We start from the raw sequence: 18,773 nt of genomic DNA on the forward strand, positions 1-18,773 counted from the left end.
AGCAAACGAGTCTAGGTGGCCCCAGACTGGGACCTGTGAGATGCCTCGTCACCGGAGCGACCGGCTACATCGGCGGGCGGCTGACGCCGCTGCTGCTCGCCGACGGGCACACCGTGCGTTGCCTCGCCCGCAAGGCGGTGCGGCTGCGCGACGTGCCCTGGGCCTCGGCGGCCGAAATCGTCGAAGGAGACCTGAGCCGACCGGAGACGCTGGCCGCCGCATTCGCCGACGTGGACGTCGCGTACTTCCTGGTGCACTCGTTGGGCCGGTCCGACTTCGAGGCGGTCGACCGAACGGCGGCGACCAACTTCGCGGCGGCGGCGCGCGCGGCCGGCGTACGGCGGATCGTCTACCTGGGCGGTCCGTTGCCGGCGACCGACGCGGTCCCCTCGCCGCACCTGCGCTCCCGGGCCGAGGTGGGCCGGATCCTGCTGGGCAGCGGGGTGCCAACGGCGGTGCTCCGCGCCGCGGTGATCATCGGGTCCGGCTCGGCGTCGTTCGAGATGCTGCGGTACCTGACCGAGCGGCTACCGGCCATGATCACGCCACGCTGGGTAGGCAACCGGATCCAGCCGATCGCGGTCCGCGACGTGCTGAGCTACCTGGTCGGCTGCACCGCCCTGCCGGAGGAGGTCAACCGGGGCTTCGACATCGGCGGACCGGACGTGCTCACCTTCAGCGAGATGATGCAGCGCTACGCCCGGGTGGCCGGGCTGCGCCGGCGGATCATCGTGCCGGTCCGGGTGCTCACCCCGTCGCTCTCCTCGCACTGGGTCGGTCTGATCACCCCGGTGCCGAACAAGATCGCCCGCCCGCTGGTGGAGAGCCTGATCCAGGAGGCGGTAGCGGACGAACACGACATCGCCCGCTACGTCCCGGACCCGCCGGGTGGGCTGACCGGCTTCGACGACGCGGTGGCGCTGGCGCTGACCAAGGTGCGCGACGCCCAGGTGGAGACCCGCTGGTCGACCGCGAGCGGCCCGGACGCACCCGCCGAGCCGCTGCCCACCGACCCGGTGTGGTCCGGTGGCACCGCCTACACCGACGTCCGGGAGCGGACGGTGGACGCGCCACCCGCGGCGCTCTGGCGGGTCGTCGAGGGCGTCGGCGGCGAACACGGCTGGTACTCGTTCCCCCTCGCCTGGTCGATCCGCGGCTGGCTGGACCGGCTGGTCGGCGGGGTCGGGCTGCGCCGGGGCCGACGCGACCCGCACCGCCTCCAGGTCGGCGAGGCGCTGGACTTCTGGCGGGTCGAGGAGATCGTCCCGGGCGAGTTGCTGCGACTGCGCGCCGAGATGCGGCTACCCGGCCGGGCCTGGCTGGAAATGCGGGTACTGCCGGCCGACGACGGCCGCAGCCGCTACCAGCAACGCGCCGTCTTCCTGCCGCGCGGCCTGCCGGGGCACGCCTACTGGAAGTCGGTGGCCCCGTTCCACGCGGTGGTCTTCGGCGGAATGGCCCGCAACATAGCCCGCAACGCCGAACAACCCCGCTGACCGCCGTGGGTCAGTTGCCGGCTTGGGGTTGGGTTTGGAAGGCGGTTCGTTCGCTCGGCGGGACGAAGTCGCGGACCGGTTGGTCGCGCAGGGCGAAGGCGAGCACCTCGCCGACCGCGTTCACCATCTGGGCCTGCACCGCCTGACCGACCGCGTCCCGCGGATCGTCCGGGTTCGCGGCCATCGAGGCGACAGCGAGCTGCGGCGTGAACGCCACCACCGTCTCCGTCTCGTACCGTTCCGAACTGCCGGTCTTGCCCGCCACCGGACGGCCGAGCTTCGCCCGCAACCCGGGTGCGGTGGCGCCGTCGCAGCGTCCGTACATCGACTGGTCGCCGACCGGACAGCGGGCCGCGTCGGTGGCCGCCCGCGCCACGTCGGGGTCGAGCACCTGTCGGCAGTCCGGCTTGGCGGCGTCGACCGGCCGGCCGCCCGAGTCGGTGATCGAGACCACCGGCAGCGGCGCACACCAGGTCCCCTCGGCCGCCACCGTGGCGTACGCGCTGGCCAGGTCCAACGGGGTGGTCGCTGCCACGCCCAGGGTGAACGGGCCCCAGTCCTTCGCGCCGTAGCGGGCCAGCTTGGCGTCGGACTCGGCCCGCAGCACGATGCCGAGCCGCTCGGCCATCTCCACCACCCGGTCGGCGCCGACCTTCTCGGTGAGCCAGGCGAAGTACGTGTTCACCGAGCGACCGAACGCGCTCCACATGGTGCGGGGCCCGTCCATCGACGACGGGCTGGAGTTCGCCGGGCACCACCGTCCGTCGCAGCTCGCTCCCCCGGTCACCGGGAAGCGGGTGAGCAACTGGGTCGGCGCCACGAAGTCGGTCGACAGCGGCAGGCCGGACTCCAGCGCGGCCAGCAGGGTGAAGAGCTTGAACGTCGAGCCGCCCTGGTACCCCTCGATCGCGCCGCCGCCGGCGATCAACTGGTTGACGGTGTTCGGGCGGTTCTTCTGCCCGACCGGGTTGTCCGCCACGCTGTAGGCGCGGTTCACCGACATCGCCAGCACCCGCCCGGTGCCCGGTTGCACCACTGCGGTGGGCACCGCCTCGGCCCTGGTCGTCGGATAGATCTTCCGCACCTGCTCGGTGGTGGCCCGCTGTACCCCCGGGTCCAGCGACGACACGATGGAGAAGCCGCCCCGGCGCAGCGTGCGCTGCCGCTCGTCGGCGGTCGCCCCGAACGCGGACTGGCTGCTCCACCAGCGGGTGAACCAGTCGCAGAAGAAGCCCCAGTCGTTGTGGGCGTCGGGCACGCCCGTGCAGTCGTTCGGGGTCTCGCTGGGCCGCAGTTGCAGCGGTTCGGCGCGCGCCGCCGCCGCCGCGTCCGCCGGCACCTGCCCCGACTCCACCAGCCGCTCCAACACGTACGACCGGCGGGCCACCGCGCTGTCGGCGTCGCCGTTGATCGGATCGTCGCTGTCCGGCGAACGCACCAGACCGGCGAGCAGTGCCGCCTGGGCCAGGGTCAGCTCGGCCGGGGAGCGGGAGAAGTACCGCTTGCTGGCCGCCGCGATGCCGTACGCCCCGGCACCGAAGTAGGCGATGTTGAGGTAGCGGGTCAGGATCTCGTCCTTGTCGAGTTCCCGCTCCAACGCCAGCGCGTACCGCATCTCCTGGAGCTTGCGGACGGTGGTTAGTTCGGTGGCGGCGTCCCGCTGCGCCTCTGTCAGTCGGGGATCGTTGCTGAGCACGTTGCGGACGTACTGCATGGTCAGCGTGGAGGCGCCCTGCCGGGTCCGGCCGTCGCGCTTGTTGACTGTGAACGCGCGCACCACGCCCCGCAGGTCGACCCCGCTGTGCTGGTAGAACCGGACGTCCTCGGCGGCCACGATCGCCTGGCGCATCACGGGAGCCACCTCGTGCAGCGGCACGTCCACGCGGTCCTCCTGGTAGAAGGAGGTGATCACGGTGGTGCCGTCGTTGGCGTAGAGGTTGGAGCGCTGCGCGGTGGGCGGCGTCCGGAGTGTGTTCGGCAGCTCCGAGTACGGCGTCGACAGGGCGCTGAAGCCGATCCCGAGGACCAGGGCCGCGGGTAGGGCGGCGGCGGCCAGCACCAGACCGGCCAGCACTCCGGCGATCACCACGGTCAGCAGTTTGTCGAGTTGGGCCCGGATCATCAGCTCTCCCCGCAGGAGCCGGTCACGCTAGGACCCGTTCAGAATGACCCGGAACGCCCCTTTAGCCCTGGGTTTTCCCCAAACCCGGAGGAAACTCGCACCACGCTCAGGGCAGCAGCGCGCCGGCCAGCGGGTGGACCGTCTCCTCGATCTCGTCGGCGACCCGGCTGAAGCACTGGTCGCCACGACCCCACGGGTCGTCCAGATCATCGGTGGCCAGCGCCGAGGCGCCCAGCCGCGCGTCGTGCGCCGCCGCCACCAGCGCCACCCCCCGGGCGTACACGGCCTCCGGGGTGGCGTCACCCGGCGGCAGCGCGGCGGCGTCCACCGCGGCCAGCAGCCGGCCGAACTCGCCCAGCACGAACGTGCGGGCCGCCGCGTCCGGACGAAGCGCCACCACGTACTCCTGCTGGTCGGCGGTGGCGGTCAGGACCAGGTCGGCGGCGTCGATGTGGTCCGAGCGCAGCTTGCGCGCGGCGAACCCGGCCACGTCCCCACCACGGCCGGTGACCTGCCGTGCCGCCGGCGGGTTCATCTCCTCGCCAGCGTGCCAGCCACCCGTGCCGGCGCTGTGGCTGTGCACCAACTCCTCGGCCTGGGCCGGGTCCTGCGAACGCCGGGTCAGCCGCTCCCGCACCGCCAGGGCGAGCAGCCGCTCCGCCATCGGCGAGCGGCAGATGTTGCCCATGCAGACGTGCAGAACAGTGAACGGGGGCACTCAGACCGCCCGACCGTCGACGAGATCCGGAACCACGTCACGCAGCTTCTCCAGCGGGATCGCCCCGGCCCGCAGCAGCTGCGGCACCTCACCGGTCAGATCCACGATCGTGCTGGGCACCGGGTCCGGGCAGGGGCCGGCCTCCAGATAGGCCCGCACCGAGTAGCTGAGCTGGTCACGCGCCTCGTCGGCGGTGACCGCGGCCGGCTGGCCGGTCTTGTTGGCCGACGAGACCGCCATCGGGCCGGTCTCGCGCAGCACCTCCAACGCCACCGGGTGCAGCGGCATCCGCACCGCCACCGTGCCGGTCTTGTCGCCCAGGTCCCACTGCAGGCTCGGCGAGTGCTCGACCACGATCGTCAGGGCACCCGGCCAGAACGCCTCCACGAGGTCCCGTGCGGCAGTGGGCAGCGAGAAGACCAACCCGTCCAGGGTGTGCCGCGAGCCGATCAGCACCGGCGGCGGCATCTGCCGGCCCCGGCCCTTGGCATCGAGCAGCGCCTTCACCGCGTACGGGGTGAACGCGTCCGCGCCGATCCCATACACGGTGTCCGTCGGAAGAACGACCAGCTCGCCGTTCTTGACCGCCTCGATCGCCGCAGCGATGCCGCGGTCCCGATCGGCGGGCGACCGGCAGTCGTAGAGCATCACGAGGAGTCAGTCTGCCACGCCGCCCCGATCGGGGCGTGCTGGCCGTCCGCCCGTCGGGACGCGGTCGCGTAGCGGGGACGCCCGGTGAGGTCCAGATGCTCCGCCACGGCGGTGAAGCCGCGGTCCCGGGCGAGCAGCTCGGGCACCGCCGCGCCGTGGGTGTCATCGTGCTCGACGCCGAACACGCCCCCCGGGCGCAACAGCACCGCCGCCCGGGCGACGACCGGCCGGATCACCACCAGACCGTCCGCGCCGCCGAAGACCGCCTCCGCCGGGTCGTGCCCGGCCACCTCCGGCGGGACCACCACGTCGTCCGGCACGTACGGCGGGTTGCACAGCAGCACGTCCACCCGGCCCACCAGCTCGGCCAGCAGGTCCGGCGCTGTCACATCGGCCTCGACGACCTCGATCGGCCGGTCTCCCGCCGCGGCGCGCTCCGCCGCGTTGCGCCGCAACCAGGCCAGCGCCGCCGGGGACCGCTCCACCGCGATCACCCGCGCTCCCGGCAGCTCCTGAGCCAACGCCAGGGCGATCGCGCCCGAGCCGCTGCACAGGTCCACCACCACCGGGTCGGGCCGGCCCTGCGCCTGCTCGACACCCCAGCCGGCCAACAGCTCGGTCTCCGGCCGGGGCACGAAGACACCCGGGCCGACCGACAGCTCCAGGTGCCGGAACCCGGCCCGACCGGTCAGGTGCTGCAACGGCTCGCGCGCGGCGCGGCGGCGCGTCAACTCGTCGAGCCGCACCAGCTGGTCGTCGTTGAGGTCGTCGGCGAGAGCCAACCGACCCCGGGGAACCCCGAGCACGTACGCCGCCAGCAACTCGGCCTCCACCCGGGCGGAGCCGACCCCGGCGGCGGCGAGCGCGCGGGCCGCTCGGGTCACCGCGGCGGACGGCCGGGTGGGGCCTGTCCCTTCGGGGGGGTGTTGCGGCAAAGTACTCACGACATAATCATGAAGCGTCGCGGGCGGCGTGACGAACAGGTGCGCCCAGGCGCGCACGACAGGAGGTTGGCGGGTGGGCTGGCTCGACCGGGTCGATGACCAGGTTGACGCCCTGACGCACGCCCGGGCGTTGCAGGAGGCCAGCCGCTCCGCGGAGGCGTACGTCCTGCTGGAGCGTGTGATCCGCACCACCAACGACCCGGCAGCGCGAGCGGACGCGATGGTGCAGCGCCTCTCCGCGCTGATCAATCTCGGTCGGACAGCGGAGTTCACCCGGGCCATCGAGGAGGCGTCGGCGGCGGTCCGCGACCTCGCCGAGCCCTATCTGCACGGTCACCTCAATGCGCTGGCCGCGCTCGCCGCGCACCACCAGGGCGCACTGGACCGCTGTGTCATGCACCTCGTCCGGGCGGCCCGGGCGCTGGGCGCCGTCGCCGACCCGGACCGGGACACCGCCTGGGGCTGGCACGACCTGGCCATGGCCTACAGCTACCTCAGCTTCCACGGGTACGCCCTGGGGGCCATCGAGCGGGCCCGGCAGCTCGGGCTGACCGCCGGGATCCCGGAGGAGACGTTCGCCGCGCCGGGCATCCGGCTGCGCAACGCCGTGGCCCTGGACCACAACGGCGACAGCGACGGTTGTCTGCGGGTGCTCCGGGACGTGGCCGCCGACCTCACCCGCTTCGTCCGAGCCGGCCGGGCCAGCCAGCTACGCCCGAGCAGCCTCGCCGCGTACGGCTACGCGGCGGCCCGACAGGCCGCGCTCGGCGACCAGGTGGCGACCGAAGGCCCCGAGCCGGCCCGGTTGATCACCCACGGCGGGGACAGCGCCCGCGCCCGTGACCTGCGTCAGCTCGGGCAGGTGTGCCTCGCCGTCGCCGACGGTCGGCCGATCGAGGCGGTCGCCCGACTGGACACCGTCCAGGTCTCCAACGAGACGCTCGGGGCGGCCGAGCCGGCCCGGCTGCGCAGCATCGCGTTGACCCGCGCCGGGGACCACCTGGCGGCGCACCGGGCCGACCGATTGGCGTTCCGGCTCGCCGCGCAACGCAACGACCGGCTGCGCGACGTCTACATCGACGGCATCGCCGCCCGCATCGACCACGAGGAGATGCGCCGCGAGGCGGCACGCTTCGAGGGCGAGGCGTTGACCGACCCGCTCACCGGGCTGCCCAACCGCCGCCGGTTGGAGCGCTACATCACGGCCGTGGTCACCCGCGGCGATCGGGTGGTGATCGGCGTCTGCGACCTGGACGGCTTCAAGGCGGTCAACACCCGGCACGGGCACCACTCGGGCGACCTGGTGCTGCAACGCATCGCCGGTGTGATCAACCGGGTGATGCGTCGGGGCGACTTCGTGGCCCGCTACGGCGGTGACGAATTCGTGGTGGTGCTGCCGGACACCGGCATGACCGAGGCCGCCGAGGTGGCGCGCCGGATCGAGGCCGCGGTCCGCCTGGAGGACTGGGAGTCGTTGGTCCCCGGCACCCCGGTCGGGGTCAGCATCGGCTTCGCCGAGGTCTCCGGTGGCAGCGGGCTACGCGACGCGCTCAGCGTCGCGTTCGAGCAGGCCGACCGCGAAATGCTCCGCGCCAAGACCCGCCCCCGCGCGAGCTGACCCTCCGGGCTGGCATCGAGACGCGCTGCGGCTCGACGCCGCGGTCAGCGGCGGGTCAGTTCGGTGTCGCCGGCGAGCCGGGCGGCGCGGTCGGCCTCGGTGAGGGCGTCCAGCACCCCGTCCAGCTCGCCGCCGAGTGCCAGATCCAGGTTGTACGCGGTGTAGCCGATCCGGTGATCGGTGATCCGGTTCTGCGGGAAGTTGTAGGTGCGGATCCGCTCCGAGCGGTCCACGGTGCGCACCTGCGCCTTGCGCGCGTCCGAGGCGGCGGCGTCGGCCTGCTCCTGGGCGGCCGCGAGCAGCCGGGCCCGCAGGATCCGCATCGCCTGCTCCCGGTTCTGCAACTGGGACTTCTCGTTCTGGCAGGAGACGACGATGCCGGTCGGCAGGTGGGTGATCCGCACCGCCGAGTCGGTGGTGTTCACCGACTGGCCACCCGGACCGGACGAGCGGAACACGTCGATGCGCAGTTCGTTCTGGTCGATCGTGACGTCGACGTCCTCGGCCTCCGGCAGCACCAGGACCCCGGCGGCGCTGGTGTGGATCCGGCCCTGCGACTCGGTCACCGGGACACGCTGCACCCGGTGCACGCCGCCCTCCCACTTGAGCCGCGACCAGACGCCGTTGCCGCCGTCCGGCACACCCTTGGTCTTGATCGCCAGGGAGACGTCCTTGACCCCGCCGAGGTCGGAATCCTGTGCGTCGATCACCTCGGTGACCCAGCCGTGCCGCTCGGCGTACCGGGTGTACATCCGCAGCAGGTCACCGGCGAACAGCGCCGACTCCTCACCGCCCTCACCGGCCTTGATCTCGACGATCACGTCCTTGGCGTCGTGCGGGTCGCGCGGAATGAGCAGCTCGGCGAGCCGCTCCTCCAGCACCGGCAGGGAGCCGGCGATGGCGTCCGCCTCAGCCGCGAAGGACGGGTCCTCGGCGGCCAGCTCGCGAGCCGCGACCAGATCGGCGCGGGCCTGCTCCAACTCGTCGGCGGCCTTGTGCAGCGGCACGAGCTCGGCGTACCGGCGGCCGACCCTGCGCGCGGTGGCCTGGTCGGCGTGGATGGCCGGATCGGCCAACCGCTTCTCCAGCTCCGCGTACTCGTCGAGAAGGCCGGCCAGACGCTCGCTGCTCATGCTGCGGATGCTCCTTCGACGGTGCGCGACGACCCGGGCCGGGGCCGGGGGGCCAGCGGCCGGGCGAAAACGGAGGAAAATGCGGACGGCGCCCGCATCCGGCGAAAAACCGGACGCGGGCGCCGAACGAGGAGTTACTTGGCCTTCTTGGCCTGAACCTTGGCGTACTTCTGCTGGAACTTCGCGACCCGGCCGGCGGTGTCGAGAACGCGCTGCTTACCGGTGTAGAACGGGTGGCAGGCGCTGCAGGTCTCGGCGTGGATCGCCCCGCCCTTGGCGGTGCTGCGGGTCGTGAACGTGTTGCCACAGGAGCAGCTGACCTCGGTGGTCACGTACTCCGGGTGGATGTTTGCCTTCATCTCGCCTCGGTCCTCTCGTTGGTGGTCGCCGGGTCGCCGTCATCGCTCGTCGCGCCGTACGCGACGGGCTCGGGCGTGAACCGGAACCGGTGGCCGATTGACCAGTGTGCCATGGGCCTGAGCCGACCCGGTAGTCGGGCCGCACACCTCGTCCGGCATCGTCAACACGTGCCTACCCGTCCGCATTCCCGCCGGCCAACGGGGCATTCGCGCACCCGGCGGATCGCCGCCAGGTACCCCGGCCGGGGTACGCCCGTCGAGCCGGAGGTGCGTCGTTGACCCGCCTGATCGCCACCCGGGGACTGCCCGCCTCGGGCAAGACGACGTTCGCCCGCACGCTCCAGCCCTCAGTGGTCCGGGTCAACCGGGACGACCTGCGCCGGATGCTGCACGGCGAGCGGCTCTTCACCCAGTGGGCCGAGGCCCAGGTGACCGTCGTCCAACGGGCCCAGGTCGAGGCGTTGCTGCGGGCCCGCGCGGACGTCTGCGTGGACGACACCAACCTGCGCTCACGGACGCTGCGTGACTGGGCCGAGTTGGCCGCCCGCCACGGCGCGGACTTCGAGGTGCACGACTTCACCGACGTGCCGCTGGACGAGTGTCTGCGCCGCGACGCCGCCCGGCCGGCCGCCGACCAGGTCGGCGCGGACGCGATCCGCCGGCTGCACGAGCGGTACCTGGAGGGTCGGGAGTTGCCGTTGCCGGTGCCGCAGGCCCGTACCGGACGCCCCGCCGTGGTGCACCCGCCGTCGACCGAGCCACCGGAGATCGTCCTGGTGGACATCGACGGCACCGTCGCGCTGGCCGTCTCCCGCAGCCCGTACGACATGACCCGGGTGGGCCAGGACGAGCCGAACACGGCGGTGATCGCGGCGGTCCGGGCGATGCACGCCGCCGGGTACGCGGTGGTCTTCTGCTCCGGGCGGGACGCCTCCGCCCGCGCGGCCACCGAGGCGTGGCTGGCCCGGCACGTACGAGTGCCCTACCTGGGCCTGCACCTGCGGGCCGTCGGCGACTCCCGGAAGGACTCGATCGTCAAGCGGGAGATCTACGACCGGGAGATCCGGGACCGTTACCGGGTGGCGGGTGTCTTCGACGACCGCGTCCAGGTGGTCCAGATGTGGCGATCCCTCGGTCTCACCGTCTTTCAGGTGGCCGACGGCGACTTCTGAGGTGTCCGGACGGGCCCCTCGCGTGGGGGCCCGTCCGGACAGTTCACCCGGTGACGGTGATGGTGGCCTCGGCACGGGCGCCGTTGACCTCGACCGTCAGGCGTATCGGCGCGCCGGGCCGCAGTGCCGTCAGGGTGCCGGTGGCCGGATCGAATCGGGCGGTGTGCCAGGGGCGCACCCCGGCCGCCGAGCCGACGTGCACTCCCGGCGAGGCCGACCAGTCGGCGCTGACCGGTGCGGCCACCGGGACCGTACGCCCGCCGGGCTGGGTCAGCGTGGCGGTGACCGCCGCGGGGGTGCCGACCGTGACGCTGGCCGGGGCGGCCACCGTGAGGCGGTCGGCGTGCGCGTGGAACTCCGCGTCCACCCAGCGCGGGCCCTCGGCGAGCGGGTTACGACGGGCCCGGTCGGCCTCGGCCGCGGTCACCGGGTCCACGCCGAACTCCGTCCAGCCGGTGAAGCCGCCCTGGTCGGCAGGGGTGGACGGCGTCTTGCCCGCGTTGCCGTTGATCACGTACGGCACCCCGTCCACCCGGTCGGCGTGGAAGGTGCCGACGTGCCCGCCCACGAACAGCGCGCCCTTGCCGGTGCGGTGCTGGAAGTCGGCCAGCCACTGCTCCAGCAGCGCCGCCTCCTTGCGGTCGCCGAGCTGGCTGGCCTGCGCCGGGCTGGGGTCGCGCAGCGGGTGGTGGTGCAGGACGACGACCGAACCCACGCGCCGGTCGGTGGCCGCCGCGTCCAGCGTCTCGCGGAGCATCCGTACCTGGTCGAAGCCTCCGCCGCGCAGCGTCCCGGTGGACGAGTTCAACGTGACGAACCGGGTGCCGTTGTGGTCGAACACCCGGGAGGTGGCACCGAACACGGCCGCAAAGTTGCTGATCGGGGCGCCCATGATCTCGTGGTTGCCGGGCACGTAGTACCAGGGCAGCGCGTCGCCCAACTCCTCGTCGAGGATCCGCCGGGCCAGCGCGAAGTCGGCCGGGTAGGCGGTGTCCACGAAGTCGCCGTTGATCAGGAGGAAGTCCGGCCGGGCCGCCCGCACCTCGCGCAACGTCCGCCGGGCCTGGGCGACCAGGTCGCTGTCCGGGTCGGCGGCGACGAACTGGGCGTCGGAGAGCACCGCGAACCGCCACGGCGCGCCGTCCACAGTGCCGTCGCGGACCACCACCCGATCGGTACGCGGGGCCACCTCCGGCACGTCGACCGTCGGGGGCACCTTCGCCACCAGGTCGTCGATGATCACCTCGCTGGTGTACTGCGCCGCGGCGTTCGTCTCGGCCACGTAGAAACGGCGTACCCGCACCGGGTACTGCACCCCGGCCGGCACCGCGAACTCCACGTACCGCCAGCCGGTCCAGGTGATCAGCGGGCCACGCAGCACGTGTTGGGTGTCCTGGGCGTCGTGCAGGTGCAGGCTGGGCCACTCCCCGGTGCCGTTGCCGTGGATCCACATCCCGAAGGCCTGCGGCTGACCGGGCACCTCGATCCAGGCGGGCGGGTCGGCGTACGCGGCCCGCGTGCCGGTGGACTGGCTGAAGTCGTACGACATTCGGAGGCCGGTGCCGGTGTGCCCGGGCGCCGGCGCGACCGAACCGCTGGCGCGGGCCTGGCTGAACCGCCAGGTCGCGGCGTCGTCGAAGCCGGCGACCGGCACGTCGGTCAGCCCGACGGTGACCGGCAGGACAGCGCTCGTGCGTCCGACGTGAACGGTCACCAGGCCCGAGCCGGTGTCCCGCAACGCGGCGATGGACAGGTTGCCGTCCCCGGTGGGGGTGATCCGCAGCAGGTCCCGGTCGTAGTCGACTGTGAGGTCGGCCGGCTCGATCGGTGCGGTGTTGCCTTCGGCGTCGTACCCGACCACACCGACCACCGCGTTACCGTCCCGGCCGGTCAGCCCGACCCGCGGCGCGGTGGTGCCGATCCGGACCAGCGGGCCGAGCACCGTGAGGTTCAGCGAGCCGGTGACGTGCCCCCGTGCGGCGATGACCGTGCTGGCCCCCGGTACGGCGGCGCGGAACACGCCGTCACGGCCGACCCGGCCGCGTACCGCCGGAGTCGCCCGCCAGGTGGGGGCGCCGGCCGCCGGGCCGTACGTCTCGTCGTAGCCGGATGCGGTGAGGGTGCGGGTCAGCCCCGGGAAGACCCGGTCGGGCCGCCCACCTCGCACCGGTGATACGCCGGGGGCGGCGGTGGGGTCGCTGGCCGTCTCGACCCAGTAGCCGGTGAGTCGCCCGCTCCCCTTCGGGGCATAGATGGCCAGGCCGTTGGGCACGGCCCGCTCGCTGCCGTCGGAGGGGCCGTTCTCCAGCTGCACTGCGGGTGCGCCCGGCTCCCGGGCCAGCAGTGTGGACGATCCGCCACCATCCAGGTTGAGCGCGTGGTGGGCGCCCAGCTCGGCCATCATCCGGCCCATCTCGGTCTGCGTCACCCCGCGGCTGTCGACCTGGCGGCCGTCCACCGTCAGCATGATCATCTTTCGACCGTCAGAGCTGAACCCGACGGCGGTGCGGGGGGCGAGGGTCGGGTCGGCGATGCTCTGCACGACGCCGTCGCGGACCAGGACGTTGCCGCCCCCGACCGCCGCGTGCAGGGTGCTGCCGTCGGAAGGCTTCGGCCGCCAGGCCACCGCCACCGGGTCACCGGGGCGCAGGGCGGCCAGCGCGTCCGCGCCGAGGTCTCGGCCAAGCAGCACGGTGCTGCCTGCGACGATCGGGCCGCTACCGGCCACGCTTCCCACCGCGGCCACCCGACCGCCGGTCACTGTGACCTCGACCACCCGGGCCGCGCCCTCCACGGCACGCTGCCGGGAGTACGTCCCCCACAGCTCGGTGAAGGCGCCGATGCCGTCGGCCTGCACCATGTTGTTGAACTGGGTCAGCGGGACCGCCCCGGTGGGCAGTGTGGCGCTGCCGTCGAAGTTCACCTCGATCACCCGTCCGAGCCCGTTGGTGGTGACCGCCACCGCGTTGCGGTGACCGCTGACCCCCGACTGGATCAGCTCGCCGTTCCGGACGCCGACGCCCTGGGCTGCGCCGGAGTTGTTGATGTCGAAGAAGTCACCGTTGACCGCGGCGACCGCGTGCGACTGGTCCACCGCCTTTCGCAGCGGCTCGGCTCGGCTGACCGCGCCGGAGTTGACGTAGTCGACGGTGGAGCCGCCGGCCAGGTCGGTGGTGAGCGCGTCGGCGCGCAGCCAGCCCTCGGCGTCGTACCTGTCGAAGGACGTCAGCTGGACCCCCGGCGCGACCGGCCGGGTGGCCTTCGTGGTCTCCAGCCCGCCGGCCGGCTCCACACCGCCAGCGTCGGCGGTCGGGGCGGTCGCGACTGTCGGGGCGGCGGCCAGGCTGACCGAGCCGGCCGGGCGGGAGGACGCGGGCGGCGCGTCCTCGGCGATGGTGGGTGAGGCCACTGACGATGAGGCCACGGTGGGCAGGTCGATGGTGGGCGCGGCGGTGGCCGGCGGCGACAGGGCCAGGGCGAGCAGCGGCGTCAGCAGCAGGACGCCGGTGCGGCGGGCGGATCGTCTGCGGGTACGCATGGACGACAGTCAACCCGGATATGAATAGAAGTTTCAATACCTGTCGACTGAACCGAAGGAAAATTCCAACAACTCACCGCTCGGGCATCGGTTCCGTTGGCGTCGTCGCCAGCCCGTTGCGGCTCCCACCGATCGCAGGTGCCGGGCCGGCCACCCCCTCCCGGGCAAAGGCGACGAGGTACATGACGAAGGGGCACGGCCGCGATGGCCGTGCCCCTTCGTCGTCACCCGGGGATGGTTACTCCCCCGGCGTCGACTTCGCGATCTGCATCAGGAACTCGATGTTCGTGCGGGACTGCTTGAGCCGGTCCAGCAGGAGATCCATCGCGGCCTGCGAGTCCAGCGAGTGCAGCACCTTCCGGAGCTTGTGGATGATGGCCAGCTCTTCCGGTGCGAGCAGGACCTCTTCCTTACGCGTACCGGACGGGTTGATGTCGATGGCCGGGAAGGTCCGCTTGTCGGCGATCTTCCGGTCCAGCTTCAACTCGGCGTTGCCGGTGCCCTTGAACTCCTCGAAGATGACCGTGTCCGCCATGGACCCGGTCTCCACCAGCGCCGTGGCGATGATGGTCAGCGACCCGCCGTTCTCGATGTTGCGGGCCGCGCCGAGGAAGCGCTTCGGCGGGTAGAGCGCGGTGGAGTCGATACCACCCGACATGATCCGGCCGCTGGCCGGTGCCGCCAGGTTGTACGACCGACCGAGCCGGGTCACCGAGTCGAGCAGCACGACGACGTCGTGCCCAAGCTCGACGAGGCGCTTGGCCCGCTCGATGGCCAACTCCGCCACCGTGGTGTGGTCCTGCGGCGGACGGTCGAACGTGGCCGCGATGACCTCGCCCTTGATCGACCGCTGCATGTCGGTGACCTCTTCAGGCCGCTCGTCCACCAGCACCACCATCAGGTGGCACTCCGGGTTGTTGCGGGTGATCGCGTTCGCGATCGCCTGCAGCACCATCGTCTTACCCGCCTTGGGCGGAGACTGGATGAGTGCCCGCTGGCCCTTGCCGATCGGCATGACCAGGTCGATGACCCGGGTGGTCAGGATGTGCGGCTCGGTCTCCAGCCGCAGGCGCTCCTGCGGGTAGAGCGGGGTGAGCTTGTAGAACTCCGGACGACGCCGGGCCTCCTCCGGCTCCATCCCGTTGATCGTGTCCAGCCGCATCAGCGGGTTGTACTTGTCGCGCCGCTGGTCGCCGCTGTTGCCGCCCTCTCGGGCCGCCCGCACCGCACCGGTGATCGCGTCACCGCGGCGCAGGCCGTACTTCTTGATCTGGGACATCGAGACGTACACGTCGTTCGGGCCGGCCAGGTAACCGGTCGTCCGCACGAAGGCGTAGTTGTCGAGCACGTCGATGATGCCGGCCACCGGGACGAGCACGTCGTCCTCGTTGACCTGCGGCTCACGCCCGCCGGTGTCGGCACCGGTCTCGGTGCGCTCGCCGCGCCCACGGCGACGGTCCCGGAAACGGCTTCGCCGGCCGCGCCGGCCGCCGCCCTCGTCGTCGTCGTCGCTGTCCCGCTCGACACGCTGACCACGGTCGTTGCGGTCGTTGCGGTCACCGCGATCGGGTCGGTCGTTGCGCTCGGCACGCTCGCCCCGGTCGGAACGCTCGCCCCGGTCGTTGCGCTCGCCACGATCGGAACGCTCGCCCCGGTCGTTGCGCTCGCCACGATCGGCACGCTCGCCCCGGTCAGCACGCTCGGTACGGTCGGCACGCTCGGTCCGCTCGGTACGGTCGGCACGCTCGGTCCGCTCGCCCCGGTCGGCACGCTCGGTCCGCTCGCCCCGGTCGGCACGCTCGGTCCGCTCGCCCCGGTCGGCACGCTCGCCCCGGTCGGCACGCTCGGTCCGCTCGCCCCGGTCGGCACGCTCGGCGCGCTCCGGACGCTCGGCCCGCTCGCGGCGGTTCTCGCCACGGTCGGCCCGCTCGCCGGCTTCCGCCTCGTCGGTCCGAGCCTCGGTCGCCCGCGTCTCGGTCGCCCGCGTCTCAGTCGCCCGCGCCTCGGTCGCCCGTGCCTCAGCGGGGCGAGCCTCGGTGGTACGGGCCTCTGCCGTTGCGGTCCGGCTCCGCCGGGTGCGGCTACGGCCCTCGGTCTCGGCGGCCGGCTCGGCCGGCACCTGCTCGGCACCGCGTCCTTCGGCTGCCGGCCGGTCGGCGGTCTCCCGCACCTCGGCGCGCACCCCCTCGCGGGTCGGGGCGGCCGCGGCCGCGACCTCGGCCCGTGGTCGAGGGGTCCCGGCGGCGTTGCCGCCCTGCCGCTCGGAAATCGCGGCGATCAGCTCGCCCTTGCGCATGCGAGCCGTGCCGGAGATGCCGAGCGACGCAGCCAGGCTCTGCAGCTCTGGCAGCAGCATCGCCGACAGACCGGTGCCGCTACGCCGACGACGGGCGGGAGCGGCGGCGGTGGCATCGCCAGCGACGTTGGAAACATCCGACGTCACGTCGGTGGTGTCGCTCAATGGATTCCTTCCCTCGATAAGGCCGGGACTGCCCGGAGTCGGAGCTCAGGTGGCCGGGCGGCCTCGGTGCACCCGCCTCGCAAGGACGCGTCGCGGGAGTCTGTGACACAGCAGCCGGTCGGTATCCCGACTCACCAACGTCGGTGAGCAGGTCTCGCCGTCTGCGGCGACCTGTGGAAACTGCGGTGCGGCGTGGGCCTTTGGCAGGGGTAGACGGGCTGACCGCCGAGAGCTTCGGGGGTGCGCCGCCCCGCAGGAGATCGCGTGCTTCGCGGCTGTGCTAGGTCTAGAGCGTAATCAACTCTTCCGACCTGCGGCAACAGGGTCCCGCTCGGCGTGTCCAAGTCTACCCCGCGCGACCCGCGCGCCGCTGACGTCTATCGGTAACTGCCAGATCTCCCAGTCTGTTCCCACTGGGAAGCCCGCTGGAGGCTGGCTGAGCGCCAGCACAGTCGGCCCCGCCCCACTGACCACAGCTGCCACATCGGCCGCTCGTAACGCGCTGACCAGGGCAGACGTGCCTGGCATCCCGGCTGCACGGTAATCCTGATGGAGCCGGTCGACGGTGGCCGGCAGCAGCAGGGTCGGATCCGTGGTGAGCGCGTGCACCAGCAGTGCTGCCCGCCCGGCGGTCAACGCGGCGTCACCGTGCGGCACGGTTGCCGGCAGAGCGGCCCGCGCGGTCGCGGTCAACCCGCGTTCCGCCGGAACGAAAACAGTGGGCCGCACCGCGGCGGCGACCGGCAGGGAGACCGCCCGGGCGCCGCCCGGCTCGGACCAGGCCACTGTGAAACCGCCGAGCAGGCACGGCGCCACATTGTCGGGGTGGCCCTCGATCTCGGCGGCCAGCCGCAGCGCGCCGGCGTCGTCGAGGCGGTGCTGCCCATCAACGACCAGGGCACGGGCCAGCAGCACCCCGGCGACGATCGCGGCCGACGAGGAGCCCAGCCCGCGTGCCTGGGGGATCCGGTTGACGCACTCCACGCTCAGCCCCGCGGGGTGGGCCCCGAGCACGTCGAACGCGGCGCGCATGGCCCGCACCACCAGGTGCCGGTCGTCGTCGGGCAGCTCACCGGCGCCCTGCCCGGTCACTGTCACCCGGACACCACCCGAGGCGACCTCGGCCGCCACGTCGTCGTAGAGCCCGAGGGCGAGACCCAGCGCGTCGAAGCCCGGGCCCAGGTTGGCGCTGGTCGCCGGGACGCGGACCCGGACCGGCTCGGCGGTGAAGTTCGTCGGCACGCGCTCATGCTAGGGCTCGGGACCGACGAACCGGTTCCGAGCCCGCTGCCTGGGACCGCAGAGTTCAGCCGGCGGGGTCCGGGACCGGCTCGACGGCCGGATCGGTGAGCGACAGCCGGCGGGTGGCGATCCGCCAGCCCACCGCGTACACGAGGGTGATCAGACCGCAGCCGGCGAGCACCACCCGTTCGTCGACCGAGTCCACCACCAGGGCCACCGCCAGTTGACTCACCGAGATCGCCAGCGTCGCCAGCATCATGTCGGTGGCGAAGACGCGGCCCCGCAGCCGGTCCGGAACCTCACCCTGAAGGGCGAAGTTCGACATCACCCAGTTGCTGCCTCCCGCGAAGTGCGCCACGAAGACCAGCAGCAGCACCAGCGGAAACCATCGCACCACCGAGGTGCCCAGGTAGGACAGGCCGTAGAGCGACATGGACAGCGCGAGCCCGGGCAGTAGCCAGGCCCGGTTGGTCAACACCCGGCGCATCAGGATCGGCCCCACCAACGCTCCCGCGCCGCGTACCGCGAAGAGCAGTCCGGCACCGAGCGGGCCGACACCGTACACGCCGGCCAGCAGCGGAAACACGGTCAACACGCCATTGCCCAGGCCCACCGCGGACTTGACGGTGACCAGCGCGAGCACGCGGGGCCGGTGACCGATGTAGCCGAGCGCCTCGCGGACCGCCGACCAGGTCCGCTGGGCCGGTTGGTCGGCGTCCCGGGGCGCCTGCAACGGCCGGCGGATCCGGGTGGCGAGGGCCGCAGCCGCCGCGAGGCCCGCCGCCGCGACCCAGAAGCAGACGTACGGGCCGGCAGCGGTGCTGAGCACGCCACCGAGCGACGCACCGACCACTGTCATGGTGCCCCAGGCCGAGCCGGCGACGGCGTTGCCAGCGGCGAGCTCGTGCGGCTCCAGAACGTTGGGCAGGGCGGCCTGGGCGGCCGGCGAGTAGAACGCCTTGGCGACCGCCACCACGCCGATCGCGACCAGCGCCAGCCAGGCCGTTCCGGCGTTGCGCACGCCGAGCAGCAGCAGCACGCCCGCCAGCGCGGCCACGTTCGCGGCGATCATGATCTTCCGGCGGTCAAAGCGGTCGGCGATCGTGCCGGTGTACGGCAGCAGCAACGCCACGATGCCGGTGTCGACCGCCAACACCAGCGCGCCCCAGACGCCGCTGCCGGTCAGGTGCGGCAGCAGCACCAGCAGCGGCACCATGACGAACCAGTCGGCGCCGAAGACCACCAGCTCGGCGAGGAAGAGGTTGCGGAAGCTCCGATTGCCGGTCAGAACCGAGAGGGTGGACGCCACGGAGCGCGAC

The 18,773-nt window shown here is 72.7% G+C and carries 13 protein-coding genes; 3 read left to right on the top strand and 10 right to left on the bottom strand.

From position 1 onward, the window contains the following. The first annotated feature begins 35 nt into the window (after positions 1 to 35). Entirely contained in the window at positions 36 to 1,496 is a 1,461-nt protein-coding gene (locus tag GUI43_RS03970) for an SDR family oxidoreductase (protein ID WP_112697997.1), read from the top strand. A gap of 10 nt (positions 1,497 to 1,506) precedes the next feature. Here GUI43_RS03970 and GUI43_RS03975 read toward each other — a convergent pair whose 3' ends face one another. The 4 genes from GUI43_RS03975 to prmC form a co-directional block, all read right to left on the bottom strand. Beyond that, positions 1,507 to 3,618, bottom strand: a complete 2,112-nt coding sequence (locus GUI43_RS03975; RefSeq protein WP_112697998.1) for a transglycosylase domain-containing protein — start codon at positions 3,616 to 3,618, stop codon at positions 1,507 to 1,509. 106 nt (positions 3,619 to 3,724) lie between these two features. Beyond that, positions 3,725 to 4,336, bottom strand: coding sequence for an arsenate reductase/protein-tyrosine-phosphatase family protein (locus GUI43_RS03980; RefSeq protein ID WP_112583592.1), 612 nt, complete (start codon positions 4,334 to 4,336; stop codon positions 3,725 to 3,727). Continuing rightward, a complete protein-coding gene (locus tag GUI43_RS03985; RefSeq protein ID WP_091406475.1) occupies positions 4,337 to 4,984 on the bottom strand; it encodes an L-threonylcarbamoyladenylate synthase in 648 nt (215 codons plus the stop codon). It lies immediately after the preceding gene. After that, complete coding sequence (gene prmC, locus GUI43_RS03990) at positions 4,984 to 5,931, bottom strand: peptide chain release factor N(5)-glutamine methyltransferase (RefSeq protein WP_112698032.1); 948 nt, start codon at positions 5,929 to 5,931, stop codon at positions 4,984 to 4,986. The genes GUI43_RS03985 and prmC overlap by 1 nt, the downstream gene beginning before the upstream one ends. Before the next feature lie 73 nt (positions 5,932 to 6,004). Between prmC and GUI43_RS03995 the strand changes: the two genes are divergently transcribed. Then, positions 6,005 to 7,549, top strand: coding sequence for a GGDEF domain-containing protein (locus GUI43_RS03995; protein ID WP_112583594.1), 1,545 nt, complete (start codon positions 6,005 to 6,007; stop codon positions 7,547 to 7,549). Positions 7,550 to 7,593: 44 nt separating this feature from the next. Here GUI43_RS03995 and prfA read toward each other — a convergent pair whose 3' ends face one another. Together prfA and rpmE are read right to left on the bottom strand one after the other, a co-directional pair. Next, entirely contained in the window at positions 7,594 to 8,682 is a 1,089-nt protein-coding gene (gene prfA / locus GUI43_RS04000) for a peptide chain release factor 1 (protein WP_112583595.1), read from the bottom strand. Between the two features lie 134 nt (positions 8,683 to 8,816). Beyond that, positions 8,817 to 9,041 carry a 50S ribosomal protein L31 gene (gene rpmE, locus GUI43_RS04005; protein WP_030333150.1) on the bottom strand — a complete coding sequence of 75 codons (225 nt, stop codon included), beginning with the start codon at positions 9,039 to 9,041 and terminating at the stop codon, positions 8,817 to 8,819. 275 nt (positions 9,042 to 9,316) lie between these two features. Here rpmE and GUI43_RS04010 point away from each other — a divergent pair, with 275 nt between their 5' ends. Then, complete coding sequence (locus tag GUI43_RS04010; protein WP_112697999.1) at positions 9,317 to 10,213, top strand: phosphatase domain-containing protein; 897 nt, start codon at positions 9,317 to 9,319, stop codon at positions 10,211 to 10,213. A gap of 43 nt (positions 10,214 to 10,256) precedes the next feature. Here GUI43_RS04010 and GUI43_RS04015 read toward each other — a convergent pair whose 3' ends face one another. From GUI43_RS04015 to GUI43_RS04030, 4 genes are all read right to left on the bottom strand, one after another. Further along, positions 10,257 to 13,751 (bottom strand): phosphodiester glycosidase family protein, encoded by a 3,495-nt coding sequence (locus tag GUI43_RS04015; RefSeq protein WP_112698000.1) that lies wholly within the window; start codon positions 13,749 to 13,751, stop codon positions 10,257 to 10,259. Positions 13,752 to 13,989: 238 nt separating this feature from the next. Further along, positions 13,990 to 16,212 carry a transcription termination factor Rho gene (gene rho, locus GUI43_RS04020; protein ID WP_112698001.1) on the bottom strand — a complete coding sequence of 741 codons (2,223 nt, stop codon included), beginning with the start codon at positions 16,210 to 16,212 and terminating at the stop codon, positions 13,990 to 13,992. Positions 16,213 to 16,509: 297 nt separating this feature from the next. Then, the gene (gene thrB, locus GUI43_RS04025) at positions 16,510 to 17,454 is read right to left on the bottom strand and encodes a homoserine kinase (RefSeq protein ID WP_112583599.1); all 945 of its coding nucleotides are present in this window, start codon (positions 17,452 to 17,454) and stop codon (positions 16,510 to 16,512) included. Positions 17,455 to 17,518: 64 nt separating this feature from the next. After that, positions 17,519 to 18,763, bottom strand: coding sequence for an MFS transporter (locus tag GUI43_RS04030; RefSeq protein WP_112583600.1), 1,245 nt, complete (start codon positions 18,761 to 18,763; stop codon positions 17,519 to 17,521). Between the last annotated feature and the right edge of the window lie 10 nt (positions 18,764 to 18,773).

It is taken from the genome of Micromonospora noduli (assembly GCF_003264365.1).
GTDB classification, from domain to species: domain Bacteria; phylum Actinomycetota; class Actinomycetes; order Mycobacteriales; family Micromonosporaceae; genus Micromonospora; species Micromonospora noduli.

What these genes read in the sequence shown, in the direction of transcription:
- GUI43_RS03975 (WP_112697998.1), bottom strand. Translation starts at nt 3,618, where the DNA reads ATGATCCGGGCCCAACTCGACAAACTGCTGACCGTGGTGATCGCCGGA.
- GUI43_RS03985 (WP_091406475.1), bottom strand. Translation starts at nt 4,984, where the DNA reads ATGCTCTACGACTGCCGGTCGCCCGCCGATCGGGACCGCGGCATCGCT.
- prfA (WP_112583595.1), bottom strand. Translation starts at nt 8,682, where the DNA reads ATGAGCAGCGAGCGTCTGGCCGGCCTTCTCGACGAGTACGCGGAGCTG.
- rpmE (WP_030333150.1), bottom strand. Translation starts at nt 9,041, where the DNA reads ATGAAGGCAAACATCCACCCGGAGTACGTGACCACCGAGGTCAGCTGC.
- GUI43_RS04015 (WP_112698000.1), bottom strand. Translation starts at nt 13,751, where the DNA reads ATGCGTACCCGCAGACGATCCGCCCGCCGCACCGGCGTCCTGCTGCTG.